We start from the raw sequence: 22,756 nt of genomic DNA, 5'->3' as shown, positions 1-22,756 counted from the left end.
CGGCGTTAGGTTGGCCGGCATGGACCTCACCGCAGCGCAGGCCGCCGACAGCCACGACCTGATCCGGGTGCACGGCGCCCGGGAGAACAACCTCAAGGACGTCGACGTCGAGCTGCCCAAGCGCCGGCTGACGGTCTTCACCGGAGTCTCCGGCTCCGGCAAGAGCTCGCTGGTGTTCGACACGATCGCCGCCGAGTCGCAGCGGCTGATCAACGAGACGTACCCCGCGTTCGTCCAGGGTTTCATGCCGAACATGGCGCGCCCCGAGGTCGACGTCCTCGACGGACTGACCACCGTGATCACCGTCGACCAGCAGCGGATGGGCGCCGACCCCCGCTCCACCGTCGGCACCGCCACCGACGCCAACGCCGTGCTGCGCATCCTCTTCAGCCGGCTCGGCACGCCGCACATCGGCTCGCCCAAGGCGTTCTCCTTCAACGTCGCCTCGATCAGCGGCGCCGGCGCGGTCACCGTCGAGCGCGGCGGGCAGCAGATCAAGGAGCGGCGCAGCTTCAGCATCACCGGCGGCATGTGCCCGCGCTGCGAGGGCCGCGGCACGGTCTCCGACCTCGACCTGACCCAGCTCTACGACGACTCGCTGTCCCTCAACGAGGGCGCGCTGACCATCCCCGGCTACAAGTCCGGCGGCTGGAACTACCGGCTCTACACCGAGTCCGGCCTGGTCGACCCCGACAAGCCGATCCGGAAGTACACCAAGCGCGAACTCCAGGACTTCCTGCACAAGGAACCGACCCGGATGAAGATCGCGGGCATCAACATGACCTACGAGGGTCTGATCCCGCGCATCCAGAAGTCGATGCTCGCCAAGGACAAGGAGGGCATGCAGCCGCACATCCGGGCCTTCGTGGACCGCGCGGTCACCTTCGCCGTCTGCCCCGAGTGCGCGGGCACCCGGCTCACCGAGGCGGCCCGCTCCTCGAAGATCGCGGGCGTGAGCATCGCGGACGCGTGCGCCATGCAGATCAGCGATCTGGCGCGGTGGGCAAGGGAGTTGGACGAGCCGTCGGTGGCGCCGCTGCTCGCCTCCCTGCGCCACACCCTGGACTCGTTCGTGGAGATCGGCCTCGGCTATCTCTCGCTGGACCGGCCGGCGGGCACGCTGTCGGGCGGCGAGGCGCAGCGCGTGAAGATGATCCGCCACCTGGGCTCCGCGCTGACCGACGTGACGTACGTCTTCGACGAGCCCACCACCGGTCTGCACCCGCACGACATCCAGCGCATGAACGACCTGCTGCTGCGCCTGCGCGACAAGGGCAACACGGTCCTCGTCGTGGAGCACAAGCCGGAGGTCATCGCGATCGCCGACCACGTCGTGGACCTCGGCCCCGGGGCCGGTACGGCGGGCGGCACGGTCTGCTTCGAGGGCACCGTCGAGGCGCTGCGGGGCAGCGGCACCCTCACCGGCCGCCACCTGGACGACCGGGCCGCCGTGAAGGACACCGTGCGCACGTCGACGGGGGCGCTCCAGGTCCGGGGCGCGACGACGCACAACCTCCGGGACGTGGACGTCGACATCCCGCTCGGCGTGCTCTGCGTGGTCACCGGCGTCGCGGGCTCCGGCAAGAGCTCGCTCGTGCACGGCTCGGTACCCAAGGGCCCCGAGAGCGCGGACGTGGTCTCCGTCGACCAGGCCCCGATCCGCGGCTCCCGGCGCAGCAACCCGGCGACGTACACCGGCCTGCTGGAGCCGGTCCGCAAGGCCTTCGCCAAGGCCAACGGCGTGAAGCCGGCCCTGTTCAGCGCCAACTCCGAGGGCGCGTGCCCCACCTGCAACGGCGCCGGGGTCGTCTACACCGACCTCGCGATGATGGCCGGTGTCGCCACCCCGTGCGAGGAGTGCGAGGGCAAGCGGTTCCAGGCGTCGGTGCTGGAGTACACGCTCGGCGGGCGGGACATCGCTCAGGTGCTGGCGATGTCGGTGACCGAGGCGGAGGAGTTCTTCGCCTCGGGCGAGGCGCACATCCCGGCGGCCCACAGGATCCTCCGGCGGCTGGCCGACGTCGGCCTCGGCTACCTCACCCTCGGCCAGCCCCTCACCACCCTCTCCGGCGGCGAGCGCCAGCGGCTGAAGCTGGCCACGCACATGGCCGACAAGGGCGGCGTCTACGTCCTGGACGAGCCGACGGCGGGTCTCCACCTCGCCGACGTCGAGCATCTCCTCGGTCTGCTCGACCAGTTGGTGGACTCCGGCAAGTCCGTCATCGTGGTCGAGCACCACCAGGCCGTCATGGCCCACGCCGACTGGATCATCGACCTCGGCCCGGGGGCCGGGCACGACGGGGGCCGGGTGGTGTTCGAGGGGACACCGGCGGAACTCGTCGCCGCGCGCTCGACGTTGACCGGGGAGCACCTGGCGACGTACGTGGGGGCGTGACGGCTCAGCCCCTCAGCAGCGCGTCGATCTTCGCCCGGTGTGCCTTCTCCCAGTCGTCCAGCGTCTCCTCGGCCTCCTTCGCGAGTTTGGCGCGGGCGGCCGGGAGGATCTCCTCGGCGCGGGCGTGCGGGACCACGACGACACCCTCCTCGTCCGCCACGACCACGTCCCCGGGCTCCACCCGTACACCGCCGCACCGCACGGGTTCGTCCAGCGGGCGTACGGCCTTCTTCGCGCCCGGGATCGGGATGATCCCCCGGGCGAAGACGGGGAAGCCCAGCTCGCGGACCTCGCCGAGGTCGCGGATCAGGCCGTCGGCGACGAACGCGGCGACGCCGCGCCGCTGCGCGACCGCGCACACGTTGCCGCCGGCCAGGGCATGGTCGAGGTCGCCTGACTCGACCACGATCACCGAGCCGGGGGCGGCGCGGTGAACGGCCGCGTGCAGCATGAGGTTGTCGCCGGGCGGGCAGCTGACGGTGAACGCCGGTCCGGCGACGCGCGGCGGGGGACCCCACAGCGGCCGTATCCCGATGTCCGTCACCTGCTCGCGGCCCAGCAGATCGGCGAGGGTGGTCGTCGGGACGTCCCGGAGGGCGGCGCAGATCACGGTGTCGGTCATGGCCGCACGCTACCCCCGTCAGAACGGCAGCGGGCGGGCGTGTACGACGTCGAGGCGGGAGACCGCCCGGGTCAGGACCACGTACAGGCGGTGCGCGCCGCGCGGCTCCGCCGCCGTGACCGACGCCGGTTCCACGGCCACGACATGGTCGTACTCCAGGCCCTTCACCATGCTCGCCGGGACGAGCGTGACCCGGGCGCCCAGGGTGTCCGGCCCGGACGTGGCGATGCCGGCCGCGCTCAGCGCCTCCCCCACGCCGGCCACCTCCTCGTCCGCCGCGACCACGCCCACCGAGCCCTCGTGGGCCAGCGCCTCGCGGACCGCCGTCACCGTCGTGCCGGGCACGTCCGTCGTCGGCCGCAGCCGCAACTCCCCGTCCGTGCGCAGGGACCGGGCCGCCGGGACCGGGACGTCCAGCCGGGACAGGAGGCGGTTGGCCAGGGCCAGGACGGCCGTCGGCACCCGGAAGCCGGTGGTCAGGGGTACCACGCTCGCCTCCGGCTTGCCGAGGTGGCGGAGCTGGACGGACCAGTCGCGGGCGGCCCACGGGGTGGTGCCCTGGGCGAGGTCGCCGAGGACGGTGAGCGAGCCGAAGACCGCGCGGCGGGCGATCGCGCGGCACTCCATGGGCGACAGGTCCTGCGCCTCGTCCACGACGATGTGCCCGTACCCCTCGGGGTGTTCGATCAGCCCGGACAGCTCGTCCAGCAGCACCTGGTCGGCGGCCGACCAGCGGGCCGACCGGTACGAGCGCGGCGGCCGGGGCCAGCGCAGTGCCGACTGTTCGCCGGGGTCGAGGAGACCGTCCGCCGCCCGCGCCAGCACACCGGCATCGGTGAGGAGTTCGGCGAGCGCCTCCTCCGGGCGGACCTTCGGCCACACCGTGTCCAGGCACGCGGTGAGCGGCCGGGCCCGTTCGACGCGGCGCACCCAGGCGGCGGGCAGCACCCCGACGCGCCGCTCGGCCCGTTCCCGCAGGCGCCGTACCACCCGGGTGCGCACCCGCTCGCGGCCGACGGCGTACGGCGGCTCCTCGGCGCGCACCTCGGCGACGATCGCGGCCAGCTCGGCGGCGGGGACCCGCCAGCGATAGGAGCCGTCGGGCACGGCGAGGTCGGCGACGCCGTCGGTGCTCACGCGCGCGTACAGCGCCCGGCGCAGCACCTCGGCCATGCGGGCGTCGTGCTTGAGCACGGCGGCGGCCGGGGAGTCGGCGCCCGTGACGGGGTGGCGGGCGATCTCCTCCGGCAGCGTCGACTGCCGGTAGCCCCCGTCGGCCGCGCCGTGCCGGGCGCTCTCGCCGAGGGCCGGGAGCACCTCGGCGATGTAGTGCAGGAAGGTGCGGTTGGGGCCGAGGATCAGCAGGCCTGCGCGCTGGAGGCGCCCCCGGTGGGTGTAGAGGAGGTAGGCGGCGCGGTGCAGGCCGACGGCGGTCTTGCCGGTGCCGGGGGCGCCCTGGACGCAGACCGAGTCGGTGAGGGCGGCGCGGACGAGGTCGTCCTGTTCTGGCTGGATGGTGGCGGCGATGTCCCGCATGGGGCCGACCCGGGGGCGTTCGATCTCGCGGGCGACGATGTCGCTGGCCCTCGACTCACCCCGGCCCAGGTACTCGTCCTCCAGCCCGGTCAGGTCGGCGGAGCCGCCCGCGCCGCCGGGCGCCCAGCCGAACCGGCGCCGTACCTCCACACCCTGTGGATCGCGGGCGCTCGCCTGGTAGAAGGCGCGGGAGACGGGGGCCCGCCAGTCGACCACGAGGGGCGGGGCGGCCGGGTCCTCGGTGATGCGCAGCCGGCCGACGTGGTAGGCCATGCCGCCGTGCTCGGGGTGGCGCCCGGCGAAGTCCAGCCGGCCGAAGAAGAGCGGGCCCGGCGGGAGTTCGCGCATGGCCTTGGCCTGGCTGCGCAGCCGGTAGCCGAGGACCTCGGCGTCGGCGCCGGAGGCGGACACGTCCTCGCCGACGACGACCTGCTCGGCGGCGCCCTCGACCATCGCGGTGAGGGCGGCACGACAGGCGTCGTGGTAGGCGCGCTCGGCGTGGAGGGTGTCCGTGAGGGCGGGGTCGGGTGGCGTCATGGCGCCAGCGTACCGCCATAGCGTTACCGAGTTAAATTTTTAACCGCATCTCATCATGCCTCTCGCAGCATCCCCGCCAGCCGCGCGAAGGCCCGTTCCGCCGCCCGTACGGCGTCCGGCGCGACGTCCTCCACCGCCTCCCCCGCCGCGATCCGCCGCCAGTTGTCCTGGGCGAGGATCCGCTGGACGGCGATGATCTGCCCGGCCGCGAGCCGCGCGTCCAGGTCGCCGCCGAGCGCCTCCGCGAGCGCCGCCTCCGACCGCTCCTGGTGCCGGTACGCCCGCGCCACCAGGGACGGGGTGCCGTAGAGCAGGGTGTGGAAGGCGAGCACCTGCGGGTGGCCGTTCAGTCCGGTGACCGGATCGCGGCCGGCCAGCCCGGCGAGGAAGTGCCGGCGCAGCGCGTCCACCGGGTCGGCCGCCCCGGCGACCACCCGCGCCGCCTCCGTCTCGTGGTCCGCGATCCGGTGCAGGACCAGGTCCTCCTTGGCCGGGAAGTACCGGAAGAGGGTCGGCTTGGAGATCCCGGCCGCCGCCGCGACCTCCGCCACGGACACCGCGTCGAAGCCCCGCTCCAGGAACAGCCGTACGGCGGTGTCCGACACGTCCTGGTACATCCGCTGCTTCTTGCGCGCGCGCAGGCCCATCTCTCCCATGGGGCCGAGCCTATGCGGGACCGCCGGGAGGGGTGGGCCGGGCCAGTACGCGGGTGAGGTACGGGTTGGCCCGGCGCCACGACGGCAGGCCCCGTGACGACAGCCCCAGCGAGGCGGTGGCCGCCGCCAGGGTCATCGCGTACGAGTCGAGGGCGCGGCGGACGTTGGGGGCGTCCAGGCTTGCGCCGGTGACCAGGCGGTCGAGGTCGACATAGGCCGACCGGACGATCTCGATCCAACGGTAGACCCGCCAGTCCTCCTGCCAGTTGCGGGTGAACCGCTGGGACAGCCGGTTCTCCCAGCGACGGAACATACGGTCGCGGATCTCCGGCCGGGTCGGGGTGAGGTGCATGTGCCGGACCAGCTCGTACAGCGGGTCGCCGACCACGGCCATCTCCCAGTCGATGAGGGTCAGCGCCAGGGCGTCGTCGCGTCGCACCAGGTTCCAGGGGTTGAGGTCGCCGTGCAGCAGGGCGGGGTCGCGGTCGGTGACCCGGTGCCGGGCGAGGATCTCGCGCAGCCGGGGCGCGTCGGGCAGGCCGAGGAAGCGGGCCAGCCGCTGGGACTCCTTGGGCAGTCCGGCCACCAGCGCCACGAGCTGGTCGCTGAGCCAGCCGTAGAAGCCGGGCGGGTCGGCCACCGGATCGACCTGCCCGTAGTCGACCTCGGTGAGCCCGGCCAGCTGGTCGACCAGGCCGTCCGCCTCGTGCGGGAACAGTCCGTTCACCGGGTGCTCGGGGCGTCGGCCCGTGTCGGACGATCCTTCGTAGGTGTGGATGGCGAAGAGGTCCCCGGAGTAGGTGCGGATGCCGACGGGGTCCATCGAATGGCTCTCGCCCAGTGCCAGCACCCGTGGTGCGGCCACGGCCGCACCGGAGCGCTCGATGGCCTGGAGCACGGCATGCTCGCTGAGGAATCTGCGCTCGCGCCGGGTGACGTTCGTGACCTCCCGCCGGACGACGACCGGAAACCGGGTACCGGGGACTCGGAGCACCGTATTGAGGTGCACGGTGCCCTTGAACACCCGGTCGGCCTGAGCCGCGCCCTCCAGGGTCAGGGCGTGGGCGACGGCGGAATGGGGGAAGTCCGGGTGCTCCGGCACCCGCCGGTCCGGCTTCCAGTCGATCGTCCGGGCGCCGGACCCCGGCCACGACCCCCCTCCGCCCGGCACCCCGGCCCCTGCCGTCGTCCCGACGACGGACCGTACGGACGCCAGCCAGCGGAACAGGATCCGCTCGATCTCCCGCCGCCCCGGCACCCGGCCCAGCCGCAGCGGCTCCGCCGCCGCCTCCAGGGCCCGGCGTACCCAGGCCGTGGCCTCGTCCAGACCCTTCTGGTCGAAGGACTCCTCCAGCGACTTCGCGGCCCGCATCACATCGGGGTACACGGACTGCGCCCGCTCGAAGGCGACGTAGTGCCGCAGATCGCGGCCCACGCCGTTGACGGCCGCGGGCCGCACCGCGCCCATGGCACGCACCCACGCCTCGACGACCTCGTCCCACTGGTGGTCCGGATACCGCGTCCGGACCAGGTGGATGGCGAGATCGTGCAACGGGTCGCCGTAACTGGCGAGTTCCCAGTCGACCCAGATCAGGGGAGAGTCACCCCCGTACGACATGATCACGTTGTCCCGGTGCAAGTCGGCGTGGAGCAGGCTGTAGGGGCGGCGGGACATCGAGGGGACCCGTTCGGCCAGCCGGACCAGGGCGTCCTCGGGGATGCCCAGCGCGGCGAACAGGCCACCGAAGCGGCGCCAGTTCGGCTTGCGGATCTGTACGTCGGCCATCCGGGCCAGGGTCTCCAGAAAACCCTGGCTGTCGGTGTAGTTGCGGGGCCACAGGGACGGCAGGACCGGCAGCGCGGAGCGACGCACCCGGGCCGTCTGCGCGAGCAGGTCCGCCAGCGCCCGGACCAGCAGGCCGTCGACGGGTTTGCCGGCCCGGCAGACGCTGGAGAGCGGCACGCCTTCCACATAGCTGTGGATGGCGAAGCCCTCGCCCTGGACCAGACACTCGGGCACGTTGGGCAGCACGCCCTTGATGGCTCGCAGGATCTGCGCCTCGCTCCGCCAGGTCCGGATCACCACGGGCAGCGCACCCGCGCGCGGAAGCCGCACGGTCACCGGCGTGCCCGGCCTCAGGCCGAGCAGCCGGGCCATGGGCTCGGTGAGCGGCAGCACATAGTTCTGGTTGTGGAAACCGCCGCTGGGGCGCCCCCGCGCCGGGGCCTGGGCCGCGAACGCCGCACAGACCGCTTCACGCGAGGCCCGGCCGCCGCGCTCCCCGGCCGTGTCGCGGGGGACGGGTGGTGCGCCCACTGGCCGCTCCGGGAGTTCGATCGCGCTGTACTGGAGGGGGACGGGTCAGGCCGGGGAAACCGTGTCTTCCCGTCTTCCCGGGGTCGAGCATCACAAGGTTCGGGCGCGACGAAGAGTCAGGCGGGTGGTCTGCCCATCGTCCGCACCTGGTCCGGCCGAGGTCGGCCCGGTCGCCGTCCCGTGTGCGGAAACCCGAGCGATCGCTCAGACGGCTGGCCGGATGTTATCGCATACTCTCCCCTGTCCCCGCCTTGCCGCCCTCGGTGCCGTCCGTGCCGCCGGCGCGGGCGGACTCGTCCGTCAGCAACTGCCAAGTGGCCTCGAACCACGCCGTCATGTCGCCCACGAAGGTCGACCCGGTCGAGTCCGTACGGCCGTCGTGGACGTGGTGGGTCAGGGTCGCGCCGAGCCCCAGGACGTCCACCGCCTGGACCTCCTCGCCCATGTCGAGCATCACCGGCCGGACGATCGGTATGTACGGACCGTGCAGCACCTCGGAGCGGTTGATGATGTAGAGCTTGAACATCGGGGCCGAGGCGAGGTGGCGGAACTCGTACTCCACCGACGGAACGAGTTTCTCCGTGTGCAGTTCTCCGAGGACCTTGTCCAGGGAGGCGATGTGGGTCTCGGCGATGCTCCGCAGCCGTGTGCGCAGCCGTACGTCGTCCTTCCCGTCGTGCACTCCCCGCGGGTAGGGCAAGGTGTCGATCCCCGACGGGACGATCAGACGCAGCGCGATGCGCCGGGGTGCTATGAACCCGGCGCGGATCCGCTCCGCCTGCAAGTGGATGTGGGTGTTGAGGCTCTCCGATGTCAACGTGTAGATGTCCAGGGAGACTTCGGGCTGTTCGAACGCCTCGGCGATCAGCGGCCCGAGGGTCAGCTGGCGCCGGGACCTGCTCGCCCTGGGTGTCGTGGACTGGATGCGCTGGTTCCGCACCACCCGCGAACCCTTGCCCTGCCGGGACTGGATCCAGCCCTCGCCGCGCAGCACCCGCAGGGCCCGTTGCACCGTGTCCCGTGAGACACCGAACTCCTTCGCCAGTGCGACCTGGGAGGGCAGGTAGGTGTCCACGGGGTAGAAGCCATCGGCCATCCGCGCCCGCAGCTCCTCCGCGACCCGGAGGAACTCGTGACCACCGGCCTCGCCCTGCTCGTCCCTCTCGTCCTTCCGGTCCACCGTCACACGCGGTACGTACCTCCCGCGCCCCGGCGGCAAACACCTGACGGCCAGGCAACCAGTCAAGTCAACGACACGGTTACTGGATCTAGTTGACCGGGAATGCCTGCCATAAGCAGTCAACTTTGCCAGTCAACAGGCCGACTTGACAGGTTGCCTGATCGCTGGGGCGGTACGGGGGTGGCAGTAGTGACGGTCCGTGTACTCGGGTTGGACATACAGATCGACGACGTGGGTCACCTCGTCATGTGGGGCACGGGCCTGGCGGTGTCGCTGGCGGCCTGGCTCCGCAAGCGGGCCCGGCGTCGCCCGGAGGACGTAGCCACGGACGACGCACGGCCCGGCGTCACCGGCCGCGCAGCATCCGCAGCAGCGGTTCCAGCGAGCCGACCACGCACCCGGCTCCGGCCTCCCGCAGGAGCTTCCTCTTGTGTTCGTTACGCGCGTAGCCGAGAAACGGCACGCCGGCGTCGTGCGCGGCGGTGAGGTCGGAGGGCGAGTCGCCGATCATCAGGGCCGCTCCGGGGGCCGAGCCCATCGCGGACAGCGCGCGGTTGAGGCAGTGCGGGTCGGGCTTGAGCAGGTGCAGGTCGGTCGTACGGCCGTAGATGTGGGGGGCGAAGCAGGAGGTGAGGCCGCGGCCGTTCAGGTAGGCGCGCACCACCGTGGGCGAGTTGTTGGTGGTGATGGCCAGCCGGGCGCCGACCGCGGTCCAGGTGCGTATCAGGGGGTCGGCGTAGGCGGTGGGCAGCGCGGAACCGGCAGCCCGCAGCTCCTCGTGGCTGAGCCGTTCCTCCAACTCGGCCACGAGGTCGCTGCCGGGGCGCCGGCGGTCCACGGCGCGCAGCACCACATGCGGATCCAGCGAGCCGCGCTCGGAGTCGCTCAGCAGATTGTGCAGTCCCCGTCCGGCCAGCCAGTCCACCAGCTCGGCCGCCACCCGTTCCGCCGTGTGCCGCGCGAACAGCCGGCAGATCGGCCCGTCGAAGTCCCACAGCACGAAGCGGGCCGGTGTGATCAGTTCCCGAAGCTTTTCGATCTCGCTTGCATCAGAAGTCGCATCAGAAGTCACTAGGAGAGTGTCAGGTCCGACGTGATGGTTTCCCAGAGGGCGTCGAACCACTTCTGCGATTGCTCCACGAACGCCGCGTCCCGCTGCCCGGAGCTCCGCTCGAAGGAGAAGAGGAGCGACTCGGACCCCAGGGTGTCCCACATCTGCAGCGTTCCGCTGTCGGTCGGCTCCTCGCGCCGGCTGATCATGTAGTGCGCGAACAGCGCCTCCGCCCCGTTGAGCAGGTACAGCTTCACCGGCGGGGTGAACGGCAGTGCCCGGAAGGTGACCTGGACGTCGATGTCGTGGGTACCGCGCAGCGCCTGGAGGTTGTACTGGAGCACCTGGCCCTGGGCGTTGCGCATCGCCAGCCAGCGCTGGTGCACGGCGTCGTCCTCGTCGCTGCCGGCGTCGACCGAGACCGGGAAGGCGAGGTTGATGTCCCGGCCGGGCAGCAGGATCCGGGCGTCTATCCGGTCGGGCCGCAACCGCCCCTCGTGGATCAGCCGCAGCGGTTCGCCGAGCGCCGGGATCAGGCTCTGCGCGGTCAGGCAGACGGCGTCGATGCGCACGTGCGGCGCCGCGAACGCCTCGGTCAGCCGGGGTGCCAGCGCCACCATGGTCGGCTGCGGCCCGTCGCCCGCGCCGTCGCGCCGCTCGGCGACCCGTGGCGGGCTGCCCTTGCTGACGTCGCTGAGCAGCCCGTCCTCCTGGAGCACGCGCAGCGCCTGGCGCACGGCACCCCGCTCGACCCCGAACTCCCCCGCCAGCACGGCCTGCGTGGGCAGCCGCGCACCGGGCCGCAGCGCACCCGTGCGGATGCGTTCGCGCAGGGTGTCGGCGATCTCCTGGGGCGTGCGTCTTCTGCTGCCGTTCACTGCCACATACTCCCGGGTCACGACCAAACGCTACAACTCTGATCCATCCAGGGAGAGTTGCCCAGAAGTTGTTCGCTCATAGCTGCCAAGCACCGGCAACTTGGCCGGAGTTGGCTGCCACCCATGTGCCCGGCGACTATGCGCCGAACCGCAGCTCCGAACTGATCGTCCCCCACAGCGCGTCGAACCACCGCCGGGACTGTTCCACGAACGCCGCGTCCCGCGCCCCGGCGTCCCCCTCGAAGGCGAACAGCAGCGAGCGGGTGCCGTCGGCGTCGTACAGCTCCAGATGCTCGTGCTCGATCTCCCGCTCACGGCGCTTGAGCGTGTAGTACGCGAACAGCGCCTCCGCGTCGTTGAGCAGATACAGCTTCACCGGCGGGGTGAACGGCAGCGCCCGGAAGGAGACGCGGACGTCGATGCCGTGCGTGGTGAGCAACGCCAGCAGGTTCTGCCGCAGCACCTGCCCCTGGGCGTTGCGCTGGGCCAGCCAGCGGCGGTGCAGCAGACCCCCGTCGTCGGCGGCCACCGGCGCCGGGAAGGCGAGGTCGATGTCCCGGCTGGGCAGCAGCACCCGGACGTCGATCTTGGCCGGTTTCAGCCGTCCCGCGTGGATCTGCCGCAGGGGCTCGCCGACGGCCAGCGTGAGCGAGACGGAGGTCAGGCAGAGCGCGTCGATCCGCACGTGCGGTGCGGCGAAGGCGGCCGCGATGCGCGGGGTGAGCCCGACCATGGTGGGCTGCGGCGCGGCGGCCGGCCCGGACACGAAAGGCACAGGGCGGAGCGCGGGGGCCACGGTCGCCGGACTGCCTTTGGACACGTTCACGAGCAGCTGCTCGGCCTGAAGGATGCGCAGCGCCTCCCGTACGGCCCCGCGCTCGACGCCGAACTCGTCGGCCAGCTTGGCCTGCGTGGGCATGCGCTGACCCGGCCGCAGCACGCCGGACCTGATCCGGCTGCGCAGTTCGTCGGCGATGTCGCGGTGGGACGAGCGGGGCTGCTGTGACCTCGTCCGTCCACTGGCCAGGACGTGCTCCGGGTCCACGGACAAACACTACAACTTCCCGCCAACTTCCGGCAGTTCGGCGACAGCTGGTTATGAGCCGCTTCCGCGCGGAGATAAGTACAGTGAAGTTGGCTGCCAACTTGCACGACCTGGTCGAGCTTCCCCAGTGGTTGGCCGACCGGGCTTCCTTCCGGAGGGGAGCCGGGAGCCCGGGCAGGGGACGGCCACCGAAGCGCACAGTCACAACTGAACACGCGACGGCACAGCCACAACTGAACACCGCACAGCACAGCCACAACTGAACAGCTCGCTACGGATAGCAGCCATGAACAGCCATGAACAGCCAGGCAGCCGGGAGAAGGGAAGCGTCAGAAGAGGTCCGGGCACCACGGGAGCCCGGGCGAGCGGAACAGGGCGTCGGCCTTCCGGGCGGCGCCCTCTCGTTCTTCCCGCACCCGGCCGAGCACCGCGAGCCGCCGCAGCGACTCCCCGCCGAGCCACACACTGCTCAACTCGCCCACGCCGAGCGCGAGATCGGCGCTCGCCGACGTGACCGTGCACGAGGCCGACCCGTCCGCCGAGGCCTCCAGCCGGAACCGCCCGCCGGTCAGCCCCTCCGGGTCGGCGACCTCCAGGACCACCGACCCCGCCGCCTCGTACGTCCGCGCCTCCAGGGCCCGTACGACGTCCAGGATCCGCAGCCACAGCCAGTCCGTGTGCTCGGTGATGCGGGCCGCGCGCGGGTCGGGCAGGAACTGGGGCAGCAGGTCGTCCGGGGCGCGCCGGTCACTGGTCACCCGCGCCACCCAGTCGATCGAGCACAGGAAGTGCCACAGGGCGCGCTCGGCGGCCGGGGTGGTGGCGAGCATCCAGTTCACGGACAGGGTGTCCCCCGGCTGGTTGCCCGGCCAGTCGTGCTCCGCCGTGCGGTACGACACCAGGCCCTCGACCTCGCCGGAGGCGGAGCGGTACACCGCGTGGTACGGCTCGGTCCAGTCCGGGCCGGAGCGCAGGACGCCGGTCGTCGTGTCCCACCACACCGGGATACGGCTGACCGCGCCGGGCCGGCCGGCCCGGAACCGCTCGTGCAGCGCGGGCCCCAGCGTGCGCACCTCGGCGCCGTCGGCCAGGTCGATCCGGGCCCCGTCCTCGGGCCCGGCCCAGCGCCGGTCGAGCCCGGCCCGGAGCGCCTCCACGGTCCACTTGACGGACCAGGCCGCCGGGCCGAAGCCGTAGCGGCCGTAGATCGGGTACTCGGCGGCGATCAGCGTGGCGACGACGTCACCGCGCTCCTTCGCCCCCGCGAGGTCCCGGCGCAGCATCTGGGTGAGCAGGCCCCGGCGCCGGTGGGTGGGGCTGACGGTGACGCCCGAGACGGCGTTCGCGGGGACGAACGCGCCGCCGACGGCGGTGAGTTCCTGCCGGAAGGAGCAGAGCGTCGCCACGCACCGGTCGCCGTCGAAGGCGCCGGTCCGCCGGGCCGACGCCTCGGCGTCCGTGCGGCGGCTGCGCTCCAGCTGGTCCGCGCTCACGACGGGCGGACTCAGGAACCCGGTGCTCACGGCCCGCAGCCAGTTCTCGTACTCGGACGCGCCGACAGCGCGTATCACCAGGTCGCTCATCACCTCACGATAGGCACACGACCCGACGGGCGTCGCCCCCTTTTCAGCTCAGCAGATCGTCCACCGTGGCCTCGCCGACCCGGTACCGGCGGGCGATCTCCCCGCTGCACTCGTCGGTGGTCTGCTGCAGCCGGTGCCGGCGCCGCGAGACCTCCTGCTCGTAGCGCACCAACCGCCCCATGGCGCTGCTCAGTTCGAGATCGGTCCGGGCCGCGAGATCGCTCAGCTCGACCTCGCCGAGCATCTCGGTGGCCAGCTGCCGGTACTCCTCGTTGTGCGGGGTGCCGAGCGTGACGTGGCGGGCCGAGGAGCGGTACCGGGCCGGGGCGTCCTTGAGGATCTCCGGGAGCCGGTCCACCACCGAGCCGTCGGCCGGCGCCGGCACCGAGGCCCGGCCGCGCCGGCACAACTCCGCGCGCAGGATGTCGATCCGCCCCTGGAGCAGCCGCCGCACATAGCTGAGGTCCGCCTCGTCGCGCTGGGCGTCCCGGCGCAGGGTGCGCAGTTCGGGCAGGCTGAGCCGGGCCAGTTCGGGCTCGCGGGGCTCGGCGGGCAGCACGGGGCTCGACGGACTGTCGGCGCGCTGCGTGGGCGCCCGGTACGTCACCTCCGGCATCCCCTGGACCTCGTGGACCCCTTGGACCTCGTGGACCCCTTGGACCCCGTGGACCTCCAGCCGACCGCTGGTACTAGGTGTGCTCATCGTGGTTCTGACCGTCCCCTCGACCGGCTTGTGGTACGCATCGTGCCACCCCGACCGACCGCTATGTGACCGAGTGCCCCCGAACAGCCCCAGATGGGCGGTAAGGGATCGATAATGGGCCCCCTGTGACCACACACCGGGCACCCGGCATGATGGTCCGCATGCGAGCGGTGGTACAGCGGGTGGACGGCGCGAGCGTCGTCGTGGACGGCGAGACGGTCGGCGCGATCGAGGGCGAGGGGCTGTGCGTCCTGGTCGGGGTGACCCACGAGGACACCAAGGAGAAGGCGGCCCAGCTGGCCCGCAAGCTGTGGTCGATCCGCATGCTCCAGGGCGAGCGGTCGTGCAGCGACGCCGCTGCCCCGCTGCTGGTCATCAGCCAGTTCACCCTCTACGGCGACGCCCGCAAGGGCCGCCGCCCCACGTGGAACGCGGCGGCCCCCGGCGATGTCGCCGAGCCCCTGGTCGACGAGGTGGTGTCCCAACTGCGGGCCCTCGGGGCGACGGTGGCGACGGGCCGGTTCGGGGCACAGATGCGGGTGTCCCTGACGAACGACGGGCCGTTCACGGTGCTGCTGGAGATGTGACGACGCCGCAGGGCCGGCCTACGGCTCGACCACGACCTCCTGCGCGGCGGCGGTGTCACCGGCGATCAGCCGCGCGTCCACCGGCACGTTCCGCTTGACCAGCGCCAGCGCCACCGGACCCAGCTCGTGATGCCGTACGGACGTCGTCACGAAGCCGATCTTGCGGCCGTCGGGCCCGTCGTCCGCGAGGCGGATCTCGGTTCCCGCGCCGGGCAGATGGACGTCGCTCCCGTCCAGGTGCAGGAAGACCAGCCGACGCGGCGGCTTGCCCAGGTTCTGCACCCGGGCCACGGTCTCCTGGCCCCGGTAGCAGCCCTTCTGCAGATGCACCGCCGTACCGATCCAGCCCAGCTCGTGCGGAATGGTGCGGTGGTCGGTCTCGAAGCCGAGCCGGGGCCGGTGCTGCTCGACACGGAGCGCCTCGTCGGCGAGCAGCCCGGCGGCGGGGCCGTGGGAGGCCGCGAAGGACTCCAGGTCGGCCCTCGGCAGGAACAGGTCCCGCCCGTACGCGGTCTCCCGTACGACGACGCCGTCCGGCACCTCCGCGATGGACCCGGCGGGCAGGTGGACGACCGCGAAGTCGTCCGTCCGGTCGGCGGCCTCGACCCGGTAGAAGAACTTCATCGACTCCAGGTAGGCGAGCAGCGACTCCTGCGTCCCGGGCTCCACGTGCGCCCACACCGTCGTACCGTCGTCGACCAGGTACAGGGCGTGCTCGATGTGCCCGTGCGCGGAGAGGATCAGCGCCTCGGTGGCCTCGCCGGGCGGCAGCTCGCTGACGTGCTGGGTGAGGAGCAGGTGCAGCCAGCTCAGCCGGTCCTCACCGGTGACCGTGATGACGCCGCGATGGGACAGGTCCACGAAGCCGTTGCCCTCGGCGAGGGCACGCTGCTCGCGGAACAGGTCGCCGTAGTGGGCGGCGACACCTTCGTCCACGCCCTCGGCGGGGACGGCGCCGGGCAGGGACAGCAGAGGGCTCTTCATGCGGCCAGCCTACGACGCGGTAGGTGAGCTCTTCAGGGAGCAGTCCTTGCACCGGCCGAAGATCGCGAAGTGCTTCATGTCGGTGTCGAACCCGAACTGCGCCCGCAGCTTGGCGGTGAACTCCGCGGCGACCGCCACGTCGGCCTCGATCACGCTCTCGCAGTCCCGGCACACCAGGTGCAGGTGGTGATGCCGGTCGGCGAGGTGATAGGTGGGCGCCCCGTGCCCGAGATGGGCGTGGCTGACCAGGCCCAGCTCCTCCAGCAGCTCCAGCGTCCGGTAGACGGTGGAGATGTTGACCCCCGACGCCGTCTTCTTCACTTCCGTGAGGATGTCGTCGGGGGTCGCGTGCTCAAGGGTGTCCACGGCTTCGAGCACAAGCTGCCGCTGCGGCGTCAGCCGGTAGCCACGCTGCCTGAGGTCACTCTTCCAGTCGGTGCTCACCACACCGACGAGTCTAGAACCACGCCCGTCACACCGGGAGCCGGTCCTCTTCGGCCGCATGAGTGGTTAGCGCGATAATTCGTTATTCCGCATGAATTCCGTGGGTAGCCTCGCGGCGACTTACCGCCCCGAACACTCCTGAACACGGAGGAATCCATGCACGTCCGCAGAATCCTGGCCCTCGCGGTCGCCACTCCTGTCCTGCTCGCCACGCTCGGCGTGACCGCGGCGGCCGCCCGCCCCGGGCCCACCGCCGACGACCAGCCCGCCGCCTCGGACATCTGGTCCCGGCCCGACCCCCACCGCAACCACCCCGGACACGACCCGAAGCCGAAGTCCGCCGACGACGACATGGACGCGGAGGACGGTCTCGTCGGCGGTCTCGCGGGTGGACTGCTGGGCCGCGTGTGAAGCCACGTGTGATCAGGAAGGGCCCTCACACGGCCTTGGTCACTTGAAGAACGCGATGCCGTCGTCCGGCATGTCGTCCGGCAGGGCCTTGGCCCAGCGCTCGACGTCCTCCGGGGTGACGACCTTCTTCAGATGGGCCGACATGTAGGGGCGCAGCTCGACGTCGGGCGTCTGCTTCTCGCCGACCCACATCAGGTCGCTCTTCACATACCCGTAGAGCCGCTTGCCGCCGGTGTACGGCCGGGCGGCGGCCGTGCGGGCGACGGCGTCCGTGACCAGGTCGATCTGCGGCTTCTTGGCGGCCATCTCGCCGTACCAGATCTCGATGACGCCGTCGTCGCGGGTCATCGTCACCTCGACCTTGCGGTCGGCGTCGATCCGCCAGAAGCCCGACTCCGACTCCAGCGGGCGGACCTTGTTCCCGTCGTTGTCCAGCACCCAGGTGCGGGAGCGGTACTCCAGGAAGTCCCGTCCGTCGTGGCTGAAGCTGACTTCCTGGCCGAAGTTGCACTTCTGTGAGCCCGGGAAGTCGTGCACGCCCGCGCCGGCCCAGTTGCCGAGCAGGAAGGCGAGCGGGACGAGGTCCTTGTGCAGGTCGGACGGGATCTCGATCATGAGCGGAAAGCTTTCCTAGGTGAGGTTCAGCGCTGGCCCTGGTACAGCTTCTTCACTGCCAGAGCGGCGAAGGCGAGCACGCCGACGCAGACCAGAACCAGCAGGGTTTCGAAGAAGATCTCCACGGGTGCTCCTTGAGCGAGGGTGGGCGTACGACAGAGCCGGGGCTCAGCTTACGCGGCCGGTGCCCGGCCCTCTTGCCGAGGTGCGCCGACCGGGGCGTCAGCCCGTCTTGACCCCGTCCACGAATGCCTTCCAGGCGGGGGCGCCGAGGAGGAGGGGGGTGCGGGTGGTGTCCTTGCTGTCGCGGACAGGGACGAGGCCCTGGGCGGGGGCGATGGCGGCGACCTCCAGGCAGGCGCCGCCGTCCGAGTTGCTGTAGCTGCTCTTGCGCCAGTCCGCACCGGTCAGGAAGTCGTCGGAGACTTCGACGCACTCGCCACCGTCCGGGTTGCTGTAGCTGCTCTTGCGCCAGCGCGCGCAGGTCAGGAGATCGTCGGAGACTTCGATGCACTCGCCGCCGCTCGTGTTGCTGTGGCTGCTCTTGCGCCAGGTCACGCCGCTCAGATCTATGGCTCGCACGGCATTTCCTCCAACATCCGCAGGATGAACTTCCGCGACTCCGCTGGCGACAGCGCGAGGTCGCGCATTGCATCGTACCTACGCTGCAGCAGCTCAACTGAGTCGTTTTCTTCCACCAGTTCGCCACGCAAGTCGTTCTCTGTGTGCGCGACTGTGCGACCATCCGTCAGCCTCAGGAACATCACAGCGGTCTTCAACAGGCCATGGAGACCAGCATTGAACGGCAGCACCTGGAGGATGATGTTCGGGCGCTCGGCAGCCTCCGCCAAGTACTCCAGCTGCTCCCGCCACGCACCCGCATCGCGCAGCGACGTGCGCAGCACCGCCTCGGAGAGGATGACGCGGAATGGTGGCGGATCGTCGCCCTCCAGCAGTTGTCGTCGGCTCAGGCGCGCCTCGATCTGTTGCTCCAGTTCGGCGCCCTTGATCCAGCCCACCCCGAGTGCCTCGCGCGCGTACCCCTCTGTCTGAAGAAGGCCCGGTGGGGCGCTCACGCCGTAGTGCCAAAGGCTCACCGCCTCCGACTCCAGAATCATGTACCGCCGGTACTACTCCTTGAACTGCGCGGGGTCCGCCACTGCCAGCTCCCACAGCGTGACCAGCAGCCCCGGCGTCCCGTAGAACTGGTCCAGCGCCTGGACGACCTCCGGGCTGCCCAGCGTCCGCCCGCTCTCCATCTTCCCGAACTGCGAGGCGTCCCAGCCGACTTCGTCCGCCAGCTTCCGCAGGCTCAGGCCCCGCTCGGTCCGCAGGAGCCGTAACTCCTCGGTGAAGCGCACCCTCGGCTCCTGGCTGCGTCCCGTGACCACCCTTCGCTGCGGCATCGCGCTCCTCGGCTGTGGAATTTGTGGAACTTGGCTCGCACGGCGTGGAAGTTGGGCCTCTCAACAGCCCGGATGCCGTTTCTCTGCGTCATGCTCATCACGCCGCCCGAACACGCAGCGTAGTGCTCACCTCGCGCTGCGCGCAGGCGTGCGGAGAAAGGAGCCGACCTATGATCGACATCACCCGGCCACCGAGCCCCGTCCCCGGCTGCGCCGCCTGCGCGGAGCTGGCGGAACGGCGGGAGGCCGCGCAGGCGACGTACGACCGGAGCGCCGAGGTGGACGCCAACGTCCTGCTGCGCCAGCACCAGCGCAGGGAGCACCAGGCATGACGGGACTGCCGTACGAGGAGTGCAGGCGCCGGCGGGAGGAGGGCCGTACGCCCCGGGACCCGGAGTCCGTCCCGCCCGCCTACGCGCTGCCGCCCTTCCATCCGTACTTCGCCGAGCGGGCCCGGGAGCAACGGCGCCGGAGGCGGAGGCGGTCGGTGGACGGCGCCACCGTCAGCGGCGTCCTCACCGTGCTCTGTGTCGCCACGCTGATCGTCACCGTCGTCGTCGCGGCTACGCTTCCGGTATGACCAAGAAGCTCGTGATCAAGGTGACGGCCGGGGCCGACGCGCCCGAGCGCTGTTCGCAGGCGTTCACCGTGGCGGCGGTGGCCGTGGCCAGCGGCGTCGAGGTCTCGCTGTGGCTGACCGGCGAGTCGGCCTGGTTCGCGCTGCCGGGGCGGGCCGCGGAGTTCGAGCTGCCGCACTCCGCGCCGCTGCCGGATCTGATCGACGCGATCCTCGCCGCGGGACGCCTCACGCTGTGCACGCAGTGTGCGGCCCGGCGGGAGATCACCGAGAAGGACGTCATCGAGGGCGTACGGATCGCCGGCGCTCAGGTCTTCGTGCAGGAGGCGCTCGCCGACGACACCCAGGCCCTCGTGTACTGACCGGTCACTGCCGGCTCACTGCCTGGGGCGCTTCTTGCCGTCCAGCTCGTCCCACCACTCGTCGGACTTCGGGTCCCCGGACGGATCGTCCCACCAACGGTCCTCCGGGCCCCGGCGGTTGGCGATCATCGCCGCGACCGGTGGAATGACCATCGCCACCACGCACATGCCGACGGCCGCCGGCACGGACCAGATCCGGACGACTCCCCAGGCCAGCACGAAAAGCCCGATACAGACGCCCATCATCGCGAAGTAGACGTGCCGCCGCCGCGCGTACATACGTCCAGGGTAGGTCCGGGAGCGCCCACAGGGCCCTGTCACAAGTGATCGACAAAGCCCGCCCGGTCCCGCCCCGCAGGGTTACCGTGGCGTACGGCCGTACAGAAGCGGACGAACGACACCGACCCCCGGGGGGACCCACCAGATGCGCGCCCTGCGAATACTCCTGATCCTCGTCGTGATCCTGGGCGGGCTGTTCGTGATCGTGGACCGGGTCGCCGTGCACTTCGCCGAGGGGGAGGCCGCCGACAAGCTGAAGTCGACGCAGAACCTGGCCTCGACGCCGGACGTCAGCATCGAGGGGTTCCCGTTCCTCACCCAGCTCGCGGGCGGCTCGCTGGACGACGTCCAGGTCGGGATCAAGAACTACCAGGCGGCCACCGGGACCGACGGCAAGACGATCCGGATCGACGACCTGAAGGCCGACATGAAGGGCGTCTCCTTCTCCGGCGACTACAGCTCCGCCACCGCGGACAGCGCCACCGGCACCGCGACCGTCTCCTACGCCGAGCTGCTGAAGACCGCCAAGTCCCAGCCGACCGAGGTCGTGCCGGGGGTCCAGGCCCAGGTCGTGGGGCTGTCCGACGGCGGCAACGGCAAGATCAAGGTCGCGATCCACATCACCGGCTCGTTCCTGTCCATCCCGGTCGACCAGACGACGTCCGTGCTCAGCTCCGTGGCCGTCGTGAACAACAAGGTCGAGGTCCACGCCGACTCCCTGCCCGAGCTGGCCGCCATTTCCGCCGCCGACAACCGCGTCCGCGACGTCACCGACTTCAACCAGGCCATCAACCAGCTGCCCGGCGGCATCAAGCTGGACAAGGTCCAGGCCGCGCCGGACGGTGTGCAGATCAGCGTGAAGGGTTCGGACGTCCGGCTGGCGGGGTAGAGGCACCCGCGGAACACCGCGATGGACAGACTTCGTCCGACTGGCGAGACGGCCACGTCCGCACCGTAGATGCGTCACCCACACGAGCGCCCGGAGGCCACCGCAGCCTGCCCCGGGCGCTCTCCTCGTCCCACCATCCGGACGATCGCGTCTCGCCATACGACACACCGGTGACACGCGCACCCGGACGTCCCTACGATCGGGGCCATGAAGCGACAGGCGGATCTCACGAAGCGGCGGGCAGTGGACCTGTGCCGCGTTGCCGCCATGCTCTGTCGCCCCTTCTGAGTGGAAGTAACCCACTTCCGCATCCCTCAGCCGCCCTGCTGGTAAGGGCACCCGTGCGCCGCCCGGCCCTTTTCGGGCGCGCGCCCTCTCTACTTCTGCACGCCCCGCCGCGACTGCCCCGGAGGAGAAAGAGCATGAGCCGCAGCGACGTCCTCGTAGACGCCGACTGGGTCCAGGACAACCTGGACAACCCGAACATCGCCCTCGTGGAGGTGGACGAGGACACGTCCGCCTACGAGAAGAACCACATCAAGAACGCGATCCGCATCGACTGGACCAAGGACCTCCAGGACCCGGTCCGCCGCGACTTCATCGACCAGGCGGGCTTCGAGAAGCTGCTGTCGGAGAAGGGCATCGGCAACGACACCCTGGTGATCCTCTACGGCGGCAACAACAACTGGTTCGCGTCGTACGCCTACTGGTACTTCAAGCTCTACGGCCACGAGAACGTCAAGCTCCTCGACGGCGGCCGCAAGAAGTGGGAGCTGGACGCCCGCGAGCTGGTCGCCGGCGACGAGGTCCCCGAGCGCGCGAAGACCGACTACAAGGCCAAGGCCCAGGACACCTCGATCCGCGCCTTCCGTGACGACGTCGTCGCCGCGATCGGCTCGCAGAACCTGGTCGACGTGCGTTCGCCCGACGAGTTCAGCGGCAAGCTGCTCGCCCCGGCCCACCTGCCGCAGGAGCAGTCGCAGCGCCCGGGCCACGTGCCGAGCGCGCGCAACATCCCGTGGTCGAAGAACGCCAACGACGACGGCACCTTCAAGTCGGACGAGGAGCTCAAGGAGCTCTACGCCGAGGAGAGCGTGGACCTCGCCAAGGACACCATCGCGTACTGCCGTATCGGTGAGCGCTCGGCCCTGACCTGGTTCGTGCTGCACGAGCTGCTCGGCGTGCAGCACGTCAAGAACTACGACGGTTCCTGGACCGAGTACGGCTCCCTCGTCGGCGTGCCGATCGAGCTCGGCGCCAACAAGTAAGACATCCCCCTTCTTCTGGAGAGACGACATGTGCGGAGCGAAGGCCGGCGGCCCCGACGCCTCGACGATCAAGCCCGGTGAGACCACGATCCAGGGTCAGGTGACCCGCGACGGCGAGCCGGTGACGGGCTACGTCCGTCTGCTGGACTCGACCGGCGAGTTCACGGCCGAGGTCCCGACCTCGGCGACCGGCCAGTTCCGGTTCTACGCGGCCGAGGGCACATGGACCGTGCGGGCGCTGGTGCCGGGCGGCTCCGCCGACCGCACCGTCGTCGTGGCGGAGAAGGGCGCACTCGCCGAGGTCGCCATCGCGGTCTGAGCGAGGGCTCGGTGACGGCTGAGTGACGGACTGGCCGAAGGGCCGTACCCCTGGGGTTGGACGCCATGGGGGTACGGCCCTTCGGTCTTGCGCCGTCGGCGGTGGCTCGCCG

General features: G+C 71.1%; 25 protein-coding genes and 1 pseudogene. 10 read left to right on the top strand and 16 right to left on the bottom strand.

Features of this window, described 5'->3' with window-relative positions:
• The first annotated feature begins 19 nt into the window (after positions 1-19).
• Positions 20-2,395 carry an excinuclease ABC subunit UvrA gene (locus BIV25_RS41090; RefSeq protein WP_071377673.1) on the top strand — a complete coding sequence of 792 codons (2,376 nt, stop codon included), beginning with the start codon at positions 20-22 and terminating at the stop codon, positions 2,393-2,395.
• Between the two features lie 4 nt (positions 2,396-2,399).
• On the opposite strand, the gene BIV25_RS41085 is transcribed toward BIV25_RS41090, so the two are convergent.
• From BIV25_RS41085 to BIV25_RS41040, 10 genes are all read right to left on the bottom strand, one after another.
• Positions 2,400-3,017, bottom strand: coding sequence for an RraA family protein (locus BIV25_RS41085; protein ID WP_071377672.1), 618 nt, complete (start codon positions 3,015-3,017; stop codon positions 2,400-2,402).
• Positions 3,018-3,035: 18 nt separating this feature from the next.
• Positions 3,036-5,090, bottom strand: coding sequence for an AAA family ATPase (locus BIV25_RS41080; RefSeq protein WP_071377671.1), 2,055 nt, complete (start codon positions 5,088-5,090; stop codon positions 3,036-3,038).
• A 53-nt stretch (positions 5,091-5,143) separates the two neighbouring features.
• Positions 5,144-5,746, bottom strand: a complete 603-nt coding sequence (locus BIV25_RS41075; RefSeq protein ID WP_071377670.1) for a TetR family transcriptional regulator — start codon at positions 5,744-5,746, stop codon at positions 5,144-5,146.
• A 10-nt stretch (positions 5,747-5,756) separates the two neighbouring features.
• On the bottom strand, positions 5,757-8,063 hold the full coding sequence (locus BIV25_RS41070) for a phosphotransferase family protein (RefSeq protein ID WP_071377669.1): 2,307 nt from the start codon (positions 8,061-8,063) through the stop codon (positions 5,757-5,759).
• 223 nt (positions 8,064-8,286) lie between these two features.
• Entirely contained in the window at positions 8,287-9,249 is a 963-nt protein-coding gene (locus tag BIV25_RS41065; RefSeq protein ID WP_071377668.1) for a GntR family transcriptional regulator, read from the bottom strand.
• Between the two features lie 340 nt (positions 9,250-9,589).
• Positions 9,590-10,315 (bottom strand): HAD family hydrolase, encoded by a 726-nt coding sequence (locus BIV25_RS41060; protein ID WP_256257128.1) that lies wholly within the window; start codon positions 10,313-10,315, stop codon positions 9,590-9,592.
• Entirely contained in the window at positions 10,315-11,199 is an 885-nt protein-coding gene (locus BIV25_RS41055; RefSeq protein ID WP_177235604.1) for a FadR/GntR family transcriptional regulator, read from the bottom strand. The genes BIV25_RS41060 and BIV25_RS41055 overlap by 1 nt, the downstream gene beginning before the upstream one ends.
• A gap of 109 nt (positions 11,200-11,308) precedes the next feature.
• Complete coding sequence (locus BIV25_RS41050; protein WP_071377665.1) at positions 11,309-12,223, bottom strand: GntR family transcriptional regulator; 915 nt, start codon at positions 12,221-12,223, stop codon at positions 11,309-11,311.
• Between the two features lie 323 nt (positions 12,224-12,546).
• Positions 12,547-13,800 (bottom strand): GNAT family N-acetyltransferase, encoded by a 1,254-nt coding sequence (locus BIV25_RS41045; protein WP_071377664.1) that lies wholly within the window; start codon positions 13,798-13,800, stop codon positions 12,547-12,549.
• A gap of 43 nt (positions 13,801-13,843) precedes the next feature.
• Positions 13,844-14,503, bottom strand: coding sequence for an aerial mycelium formation protein (locus tag BIV25_RS41040; protein WP_071377663.1), 660 nt, complete (start codon positions 14,501-14,503; stop codon positions 13,844-13,846).
• Positions 14,504-14,664: 161 nt separating this feature from the next.
• On the opposite strand from BIV25_RS41040, the gene dtd reads away from it, so the two are divergent.
• A complete protein-coding gene (dtd, locus tag BIV25_RS41035) occupies positions 14,665-15,090 on the top strand; it encodes a D-aminoacyl-tRNA deacylase (protein WP_071377662.1) in 426 nt (141 codons plus the stop codon).
• Positions 15,091-15,108: 18 nt separating this feature from the next.
• Here dtd and BIV25_RS41030 read toward each other — a convergent pair whose 3' ends face one another.
• Both BIV25_RS41030 and BIV25_RS41025 read right to left on the bottom strand, forming a co-directional pair.
• Positions 15,109-16,074 carry a folate-binding protein YgfZ gene (locus BIV25_RS41030; protein WP_071377661.1) on the bottom strand — a complete coding sequence of 322 codons (966 nt, stop codon included), beginning with the start codon at positions 16,072-16,074 and terminating at the stop codon, positions 15,109-15,111.
• A gap of 9 nt (positions 16,075-16,083) precedes the next feature.
• The gene (locus tag BIV25_RS41025; RefSeq protein WP_071377660.1) at positions 16,084-16,521 is read right to left on the bottom strand and encodes a Fur family transcriptional regulator; all 438 of its coding nucleotides are present in this window, start codon (positions 16,519-16,521) and stop codon (positions 16,084-16,086) included.
• A 153-nt stretch (positions 16,522-16,674) separates the two neighbouring features.
• On the opposite strand from BIV25_RS41025, the gene BIV25_RS41020 reads away from it, so the two are divergent.
• Positions 16,675-16,929 carry a hypothetical protein gene (locus BIV25_RS41020; RefSeq protein WP_071377659.1) on the top strand — a complete coding sequence of 85 codons (255 nt, stop codon included), beginning with the start codon at positions 16,675-16,677 and terminating at the stop codon, positions 16,927-16,929.
• Positions 16,930-16,968: 39 nt separating this feature from the next.
• On the opposite strand, the gene BIV25_RS41015 is transcribed toward BIV25_RS41020, so the two are convergent.
• The 3 genes and pseudogenes from BIV25_RS41015 to BIV25_RS41005 all read right to left on the bottom strand — a co-directional run bounded on the left by BIV25_RS41015 (position 16,969) and on the right by BIV25_RS41005 (position 18,950).
• Entirely contained in the window at positions 16,969-17,544 is a 576-nt protein-coding gene (locus tag BIV25_RS41015) for an FABP family protein (RefSeq protein WP_071377658.1), read from the bottom strand.
• Between the two features lie 222 nt (positions 17,545-17,766).
• Positions 17,767-18,126 (bottom strand): DUF397 domain-containing protein, encoded by a 360-nt coding sequence (locus BIV25_RS41010; protein ID WP_071377657.1) that lies wholly within the window; start codon positions 18,124-18,126, stop codon positions 17,767-17,769.
• Positions 18,114-18,950, bottom strand: a pseudogene (locus tag BIV25_RS41005) (helix-turn-helix domain-containing protein). The gene BIV25_RS41010 and the pseudogene BIV25_RS41005 overlap by 13 nt, the downstream one beginning before the upstream one ends.
• Before the next feature lie 170 nt (positions 18,951-19,120).
• On the opposite strand from BIV25_RS41005, the gene BIV25_RS41000 reads away from it, so the two are divergent.
• From BIV25_RS41000 to BIV25_RS40990, 3 genes are read left to right on the top strand one after another with little or no spacing between them, the layout of a single operon-like run.
• Positions 19,121-19,282, top strand: a complete 162-nt coding sequence (locus BIV25_RS41000; RefSeq protein ID WP_177235603.1) for a hypothetical protein — start codon at positions 19,121-19,123, stop codon at positions 19,280-19,282.
• On the top strand, positions 19,279-19,530 hold the full coding sequence (locus BIV25_RS40995) for a hypothetical protein (protein ID WP_071377655.1): 252 nt from the start codon (positions 19,279-19,281) through the stop codon (positions 19,528-19,530). Before BIV25_RS41000 ends, BIV25_RS40995 begins: the two co-directional genes overlap by 4 nt.
• Positions 19,527-19,889, top strand: a complete 363-nt coding sequence (locus tag BIV25_RS40990; protein ID WP_071377654.1) for a DsrE family protein — start codon at positions 19,527-19,529, stop codon at positions 19,887-19,889. Before BIV25_RS40995 ends, BIV25_RS40990 begins: the two co-directional genes overlap by 4 nt.
• 15 nt (positions 19,890-19,904) lie before the next feature.
• On the opposite strand, the gene BIV25_RS40985 is transcribed toward BIV25_RS40990, so the two are convergent.
• A complete protein-coding gene (locus BIV25_RS40985) occupies positions 19,905-20,168 on the bottom strand; it encodes a DUF3099 domain-containing protein (protein ID WP_071377653.1) in 264 nt (87 codons plus the stop codon).
• A 145-nt stretch (positions 20,169-20,313) separates the two neighbouring features.
• Here BIV25_RS40985 and BIV25_RS40980 point away from each other — a divergent pair, with 145 nt between their 5' ends.
• From BIV25_RS40980 to BIV25_RS40970, 4 genes are all read left to right on the top strand, one after another.
• Positions 20,314-21,057, top strand: a complete 744-nt coding sequence (locus BIV25_RS40980) for a DUF2993 domain-containing protein (protein ID WP_071377652.1) — start codon at positions 20,314-20,316, stop codon at positions 21,055-21,057.
• Positions 21,058-21,264: 207 nt separating this feature from the next.
• Positions 21,265-21,345, top strand: coding sequence for an Ms5788A family Cys-rich leader peptide (locus BIV25_RS54805; RefSeq protein ID WP_350751515.1), 81 nt, complete (start codon positions 21,265-21,267; stop codon positions 21,343-21,345).
• Between the two features lie 134 nt (positions 21,346-21,479).
• A complete protein-coding gene (locus BIV25_RS40975; RefSeq protein WP_071377651.1) occupies positions 21,480-22,325 on the top strand; it encodes a sulfurtransferase in 846 nt (281 codons plus the stop codon).
• A 28-nt stretch (positions 22,326-22,353) separates the two neighbouring features.
• Complete coding sequence (locus tag BIV25_RS40970; RefSeq protein ID WP_069780090.1) at positions 22,354-22,644, top strand: DUF1416 domain-containing protein; 291 nt, start codon at positions 22,354-22,356, stop codon at positions 22,642-22,644.
• Positions 22,645-22,756 lie beyond the last annotated feature (112 nt).

Source organism: Streptomyces sp. MUSC 14, assembly GCF_001866675.1.
Lineage (GTDB): Bacteria > Actinomycetota > Actinomycetes > Streptomycetales > Streptomycetaceae > Streptomyces.
This window is presented reverse-complemented; position numbering and strand designations above follow the sequence as displayed.

What these genes read in the sequence shown, in the direction of transcription:
- BIV25_RS40975 (WP_071377651.1), top strand. Translation starts at nt 21,480, where the DNA reads ATGAGCCGCAGCGACGTCCTCGTAGACGCCGACTGGGTCCAGGACAAC.
- BIV25_RS40980 (WP_071377652.1), top strand. Translation starts at nt 20,314, where the DNA reads ATGCGCGCCCTGCGAATACTCCTGATCCTCGTCGTGATCCTGGGCGGG.
- BIV25_RS40995 (WP_071377655.1), top strand. Translation starts at nt 19,279, where the DNA reads ATGACGGGACTGCCGTACGAGGAGTGCAGGCGCCGGCGGGAGGAGGGC.
- BIV25_RS41080 (WP_071377671.1), bottom strand. Translation starts at nt 5,090, where the DNA reads ATGACGCCACCCGACCCCGCCCTCACGGACACCCTCCACGCCGAGCGC.
- BIV25_RS41030 (WP_071377661.1), bottom strand. Translation starts at nt 16,074, where the DNA reads ATGAAGAGCCCTCTGCTGTCCCTGCCCGGCGCCGTCCCCGCCGAGGGC.
- BIV25_RS40990 (WP_071377654.1), top strand. Translation starts at nt 19,527, where the DNA reads ATGACCAAGAAGCTCGTGATCAAGGTGACGGCCGGGGCCGACGCGCCC.
- BIV25_RS41045 (WP_071377664.1), bottom strand. Translation starts at nt 13,800, where the DNA reads ATGAGCGACCTGGTGATACGCGCTGTCGGCGCGTCCGAGTACGAGAAC.
- BIV25_RS54805 (WP_350751515.1), top strand. Translation starts at nt 21,265, where the DNA reads ATGAAGCGACAGGCGGATCTCACGAAGCGGCGGGCAGTGGACCTGTGC.
- BIV25_RS41075 (WP_071377670.1), bottom strand. Translation starts at nt 5,746, where the DNA reads ATGGGAGAGATGGGCCTGCGCGCGCGCAAGAAGCAGCGGATGTACCAG.
- BIV25_RS41040 (WP_071377663.1), bottom strand. Translation starts at nt 14,503, where the DNA reads ATGAGCACACCTAGTACCAGCGGTCGGCTGGAGGTCCACGGGGTCCAA.
- BIV25_RS41015 (WP_071377658.1), bottom strand. Translation starts at nt 17,544, where the DNA reads ATGATCGAGATCCCGTCCGACCTGCACAAGGACCTCGTCCCGCTCGCC.
- dtd (WP_071377662.1), top strand. Translation starts at nt 14,665, where the DNA reads ATGCGAGCGGTGGTACAGCGGGTGGACGGCGCGAGCGTCGTCGTGGAC.
- BIV25_RS41020 (WP_071377659.1), top strand. Translation starts at nt 16,675, where the DNA reads ATGCACGTCCGCAGAATCCTGGCCCTCGCGGTCGCCACTCCTGTCCTG.
- BIV25_RS40985 (WP_071377653.1), bottom strand. Translation starts at nt 20,168, where the DNA reads ATGTACGCGCGGCGGCGGCACGTCTACTTCGCGATGATGGGCGTCTGT.
- BIV25_RS41000 (WP_177235603.1), top strand. Translation starts at nt 19,121, where the DNA reads ATGATCGACATCACCCGGCCACCGAGCCCCGTCCCCGGCTGCGCCGCC.
- BIV25_RS41090 (WP_071377673.1), top strand. Translation starts at nt 20, where the DNA reads ATGGACCTCACCGCAGCGCAGGCCGCCGACAGCCACGACCTGATCCGG.
- BIV25_RS40970 (WP_069780090.1), top strand. Translation starts at nt 22,354, where the DNA reads ATGTGCGGAGCGAAGGCCGGCGGCCCCGACGCCTCGACGATCAAGCCC.
- BIV25_RS41085 (WP_071377672.1), bottom strand. Translation starts at nt 3,017, where the DNA reads ATGACCGACACCGTGATCTGCGCCGCCCTCCGGGACGTCCCGACGACC.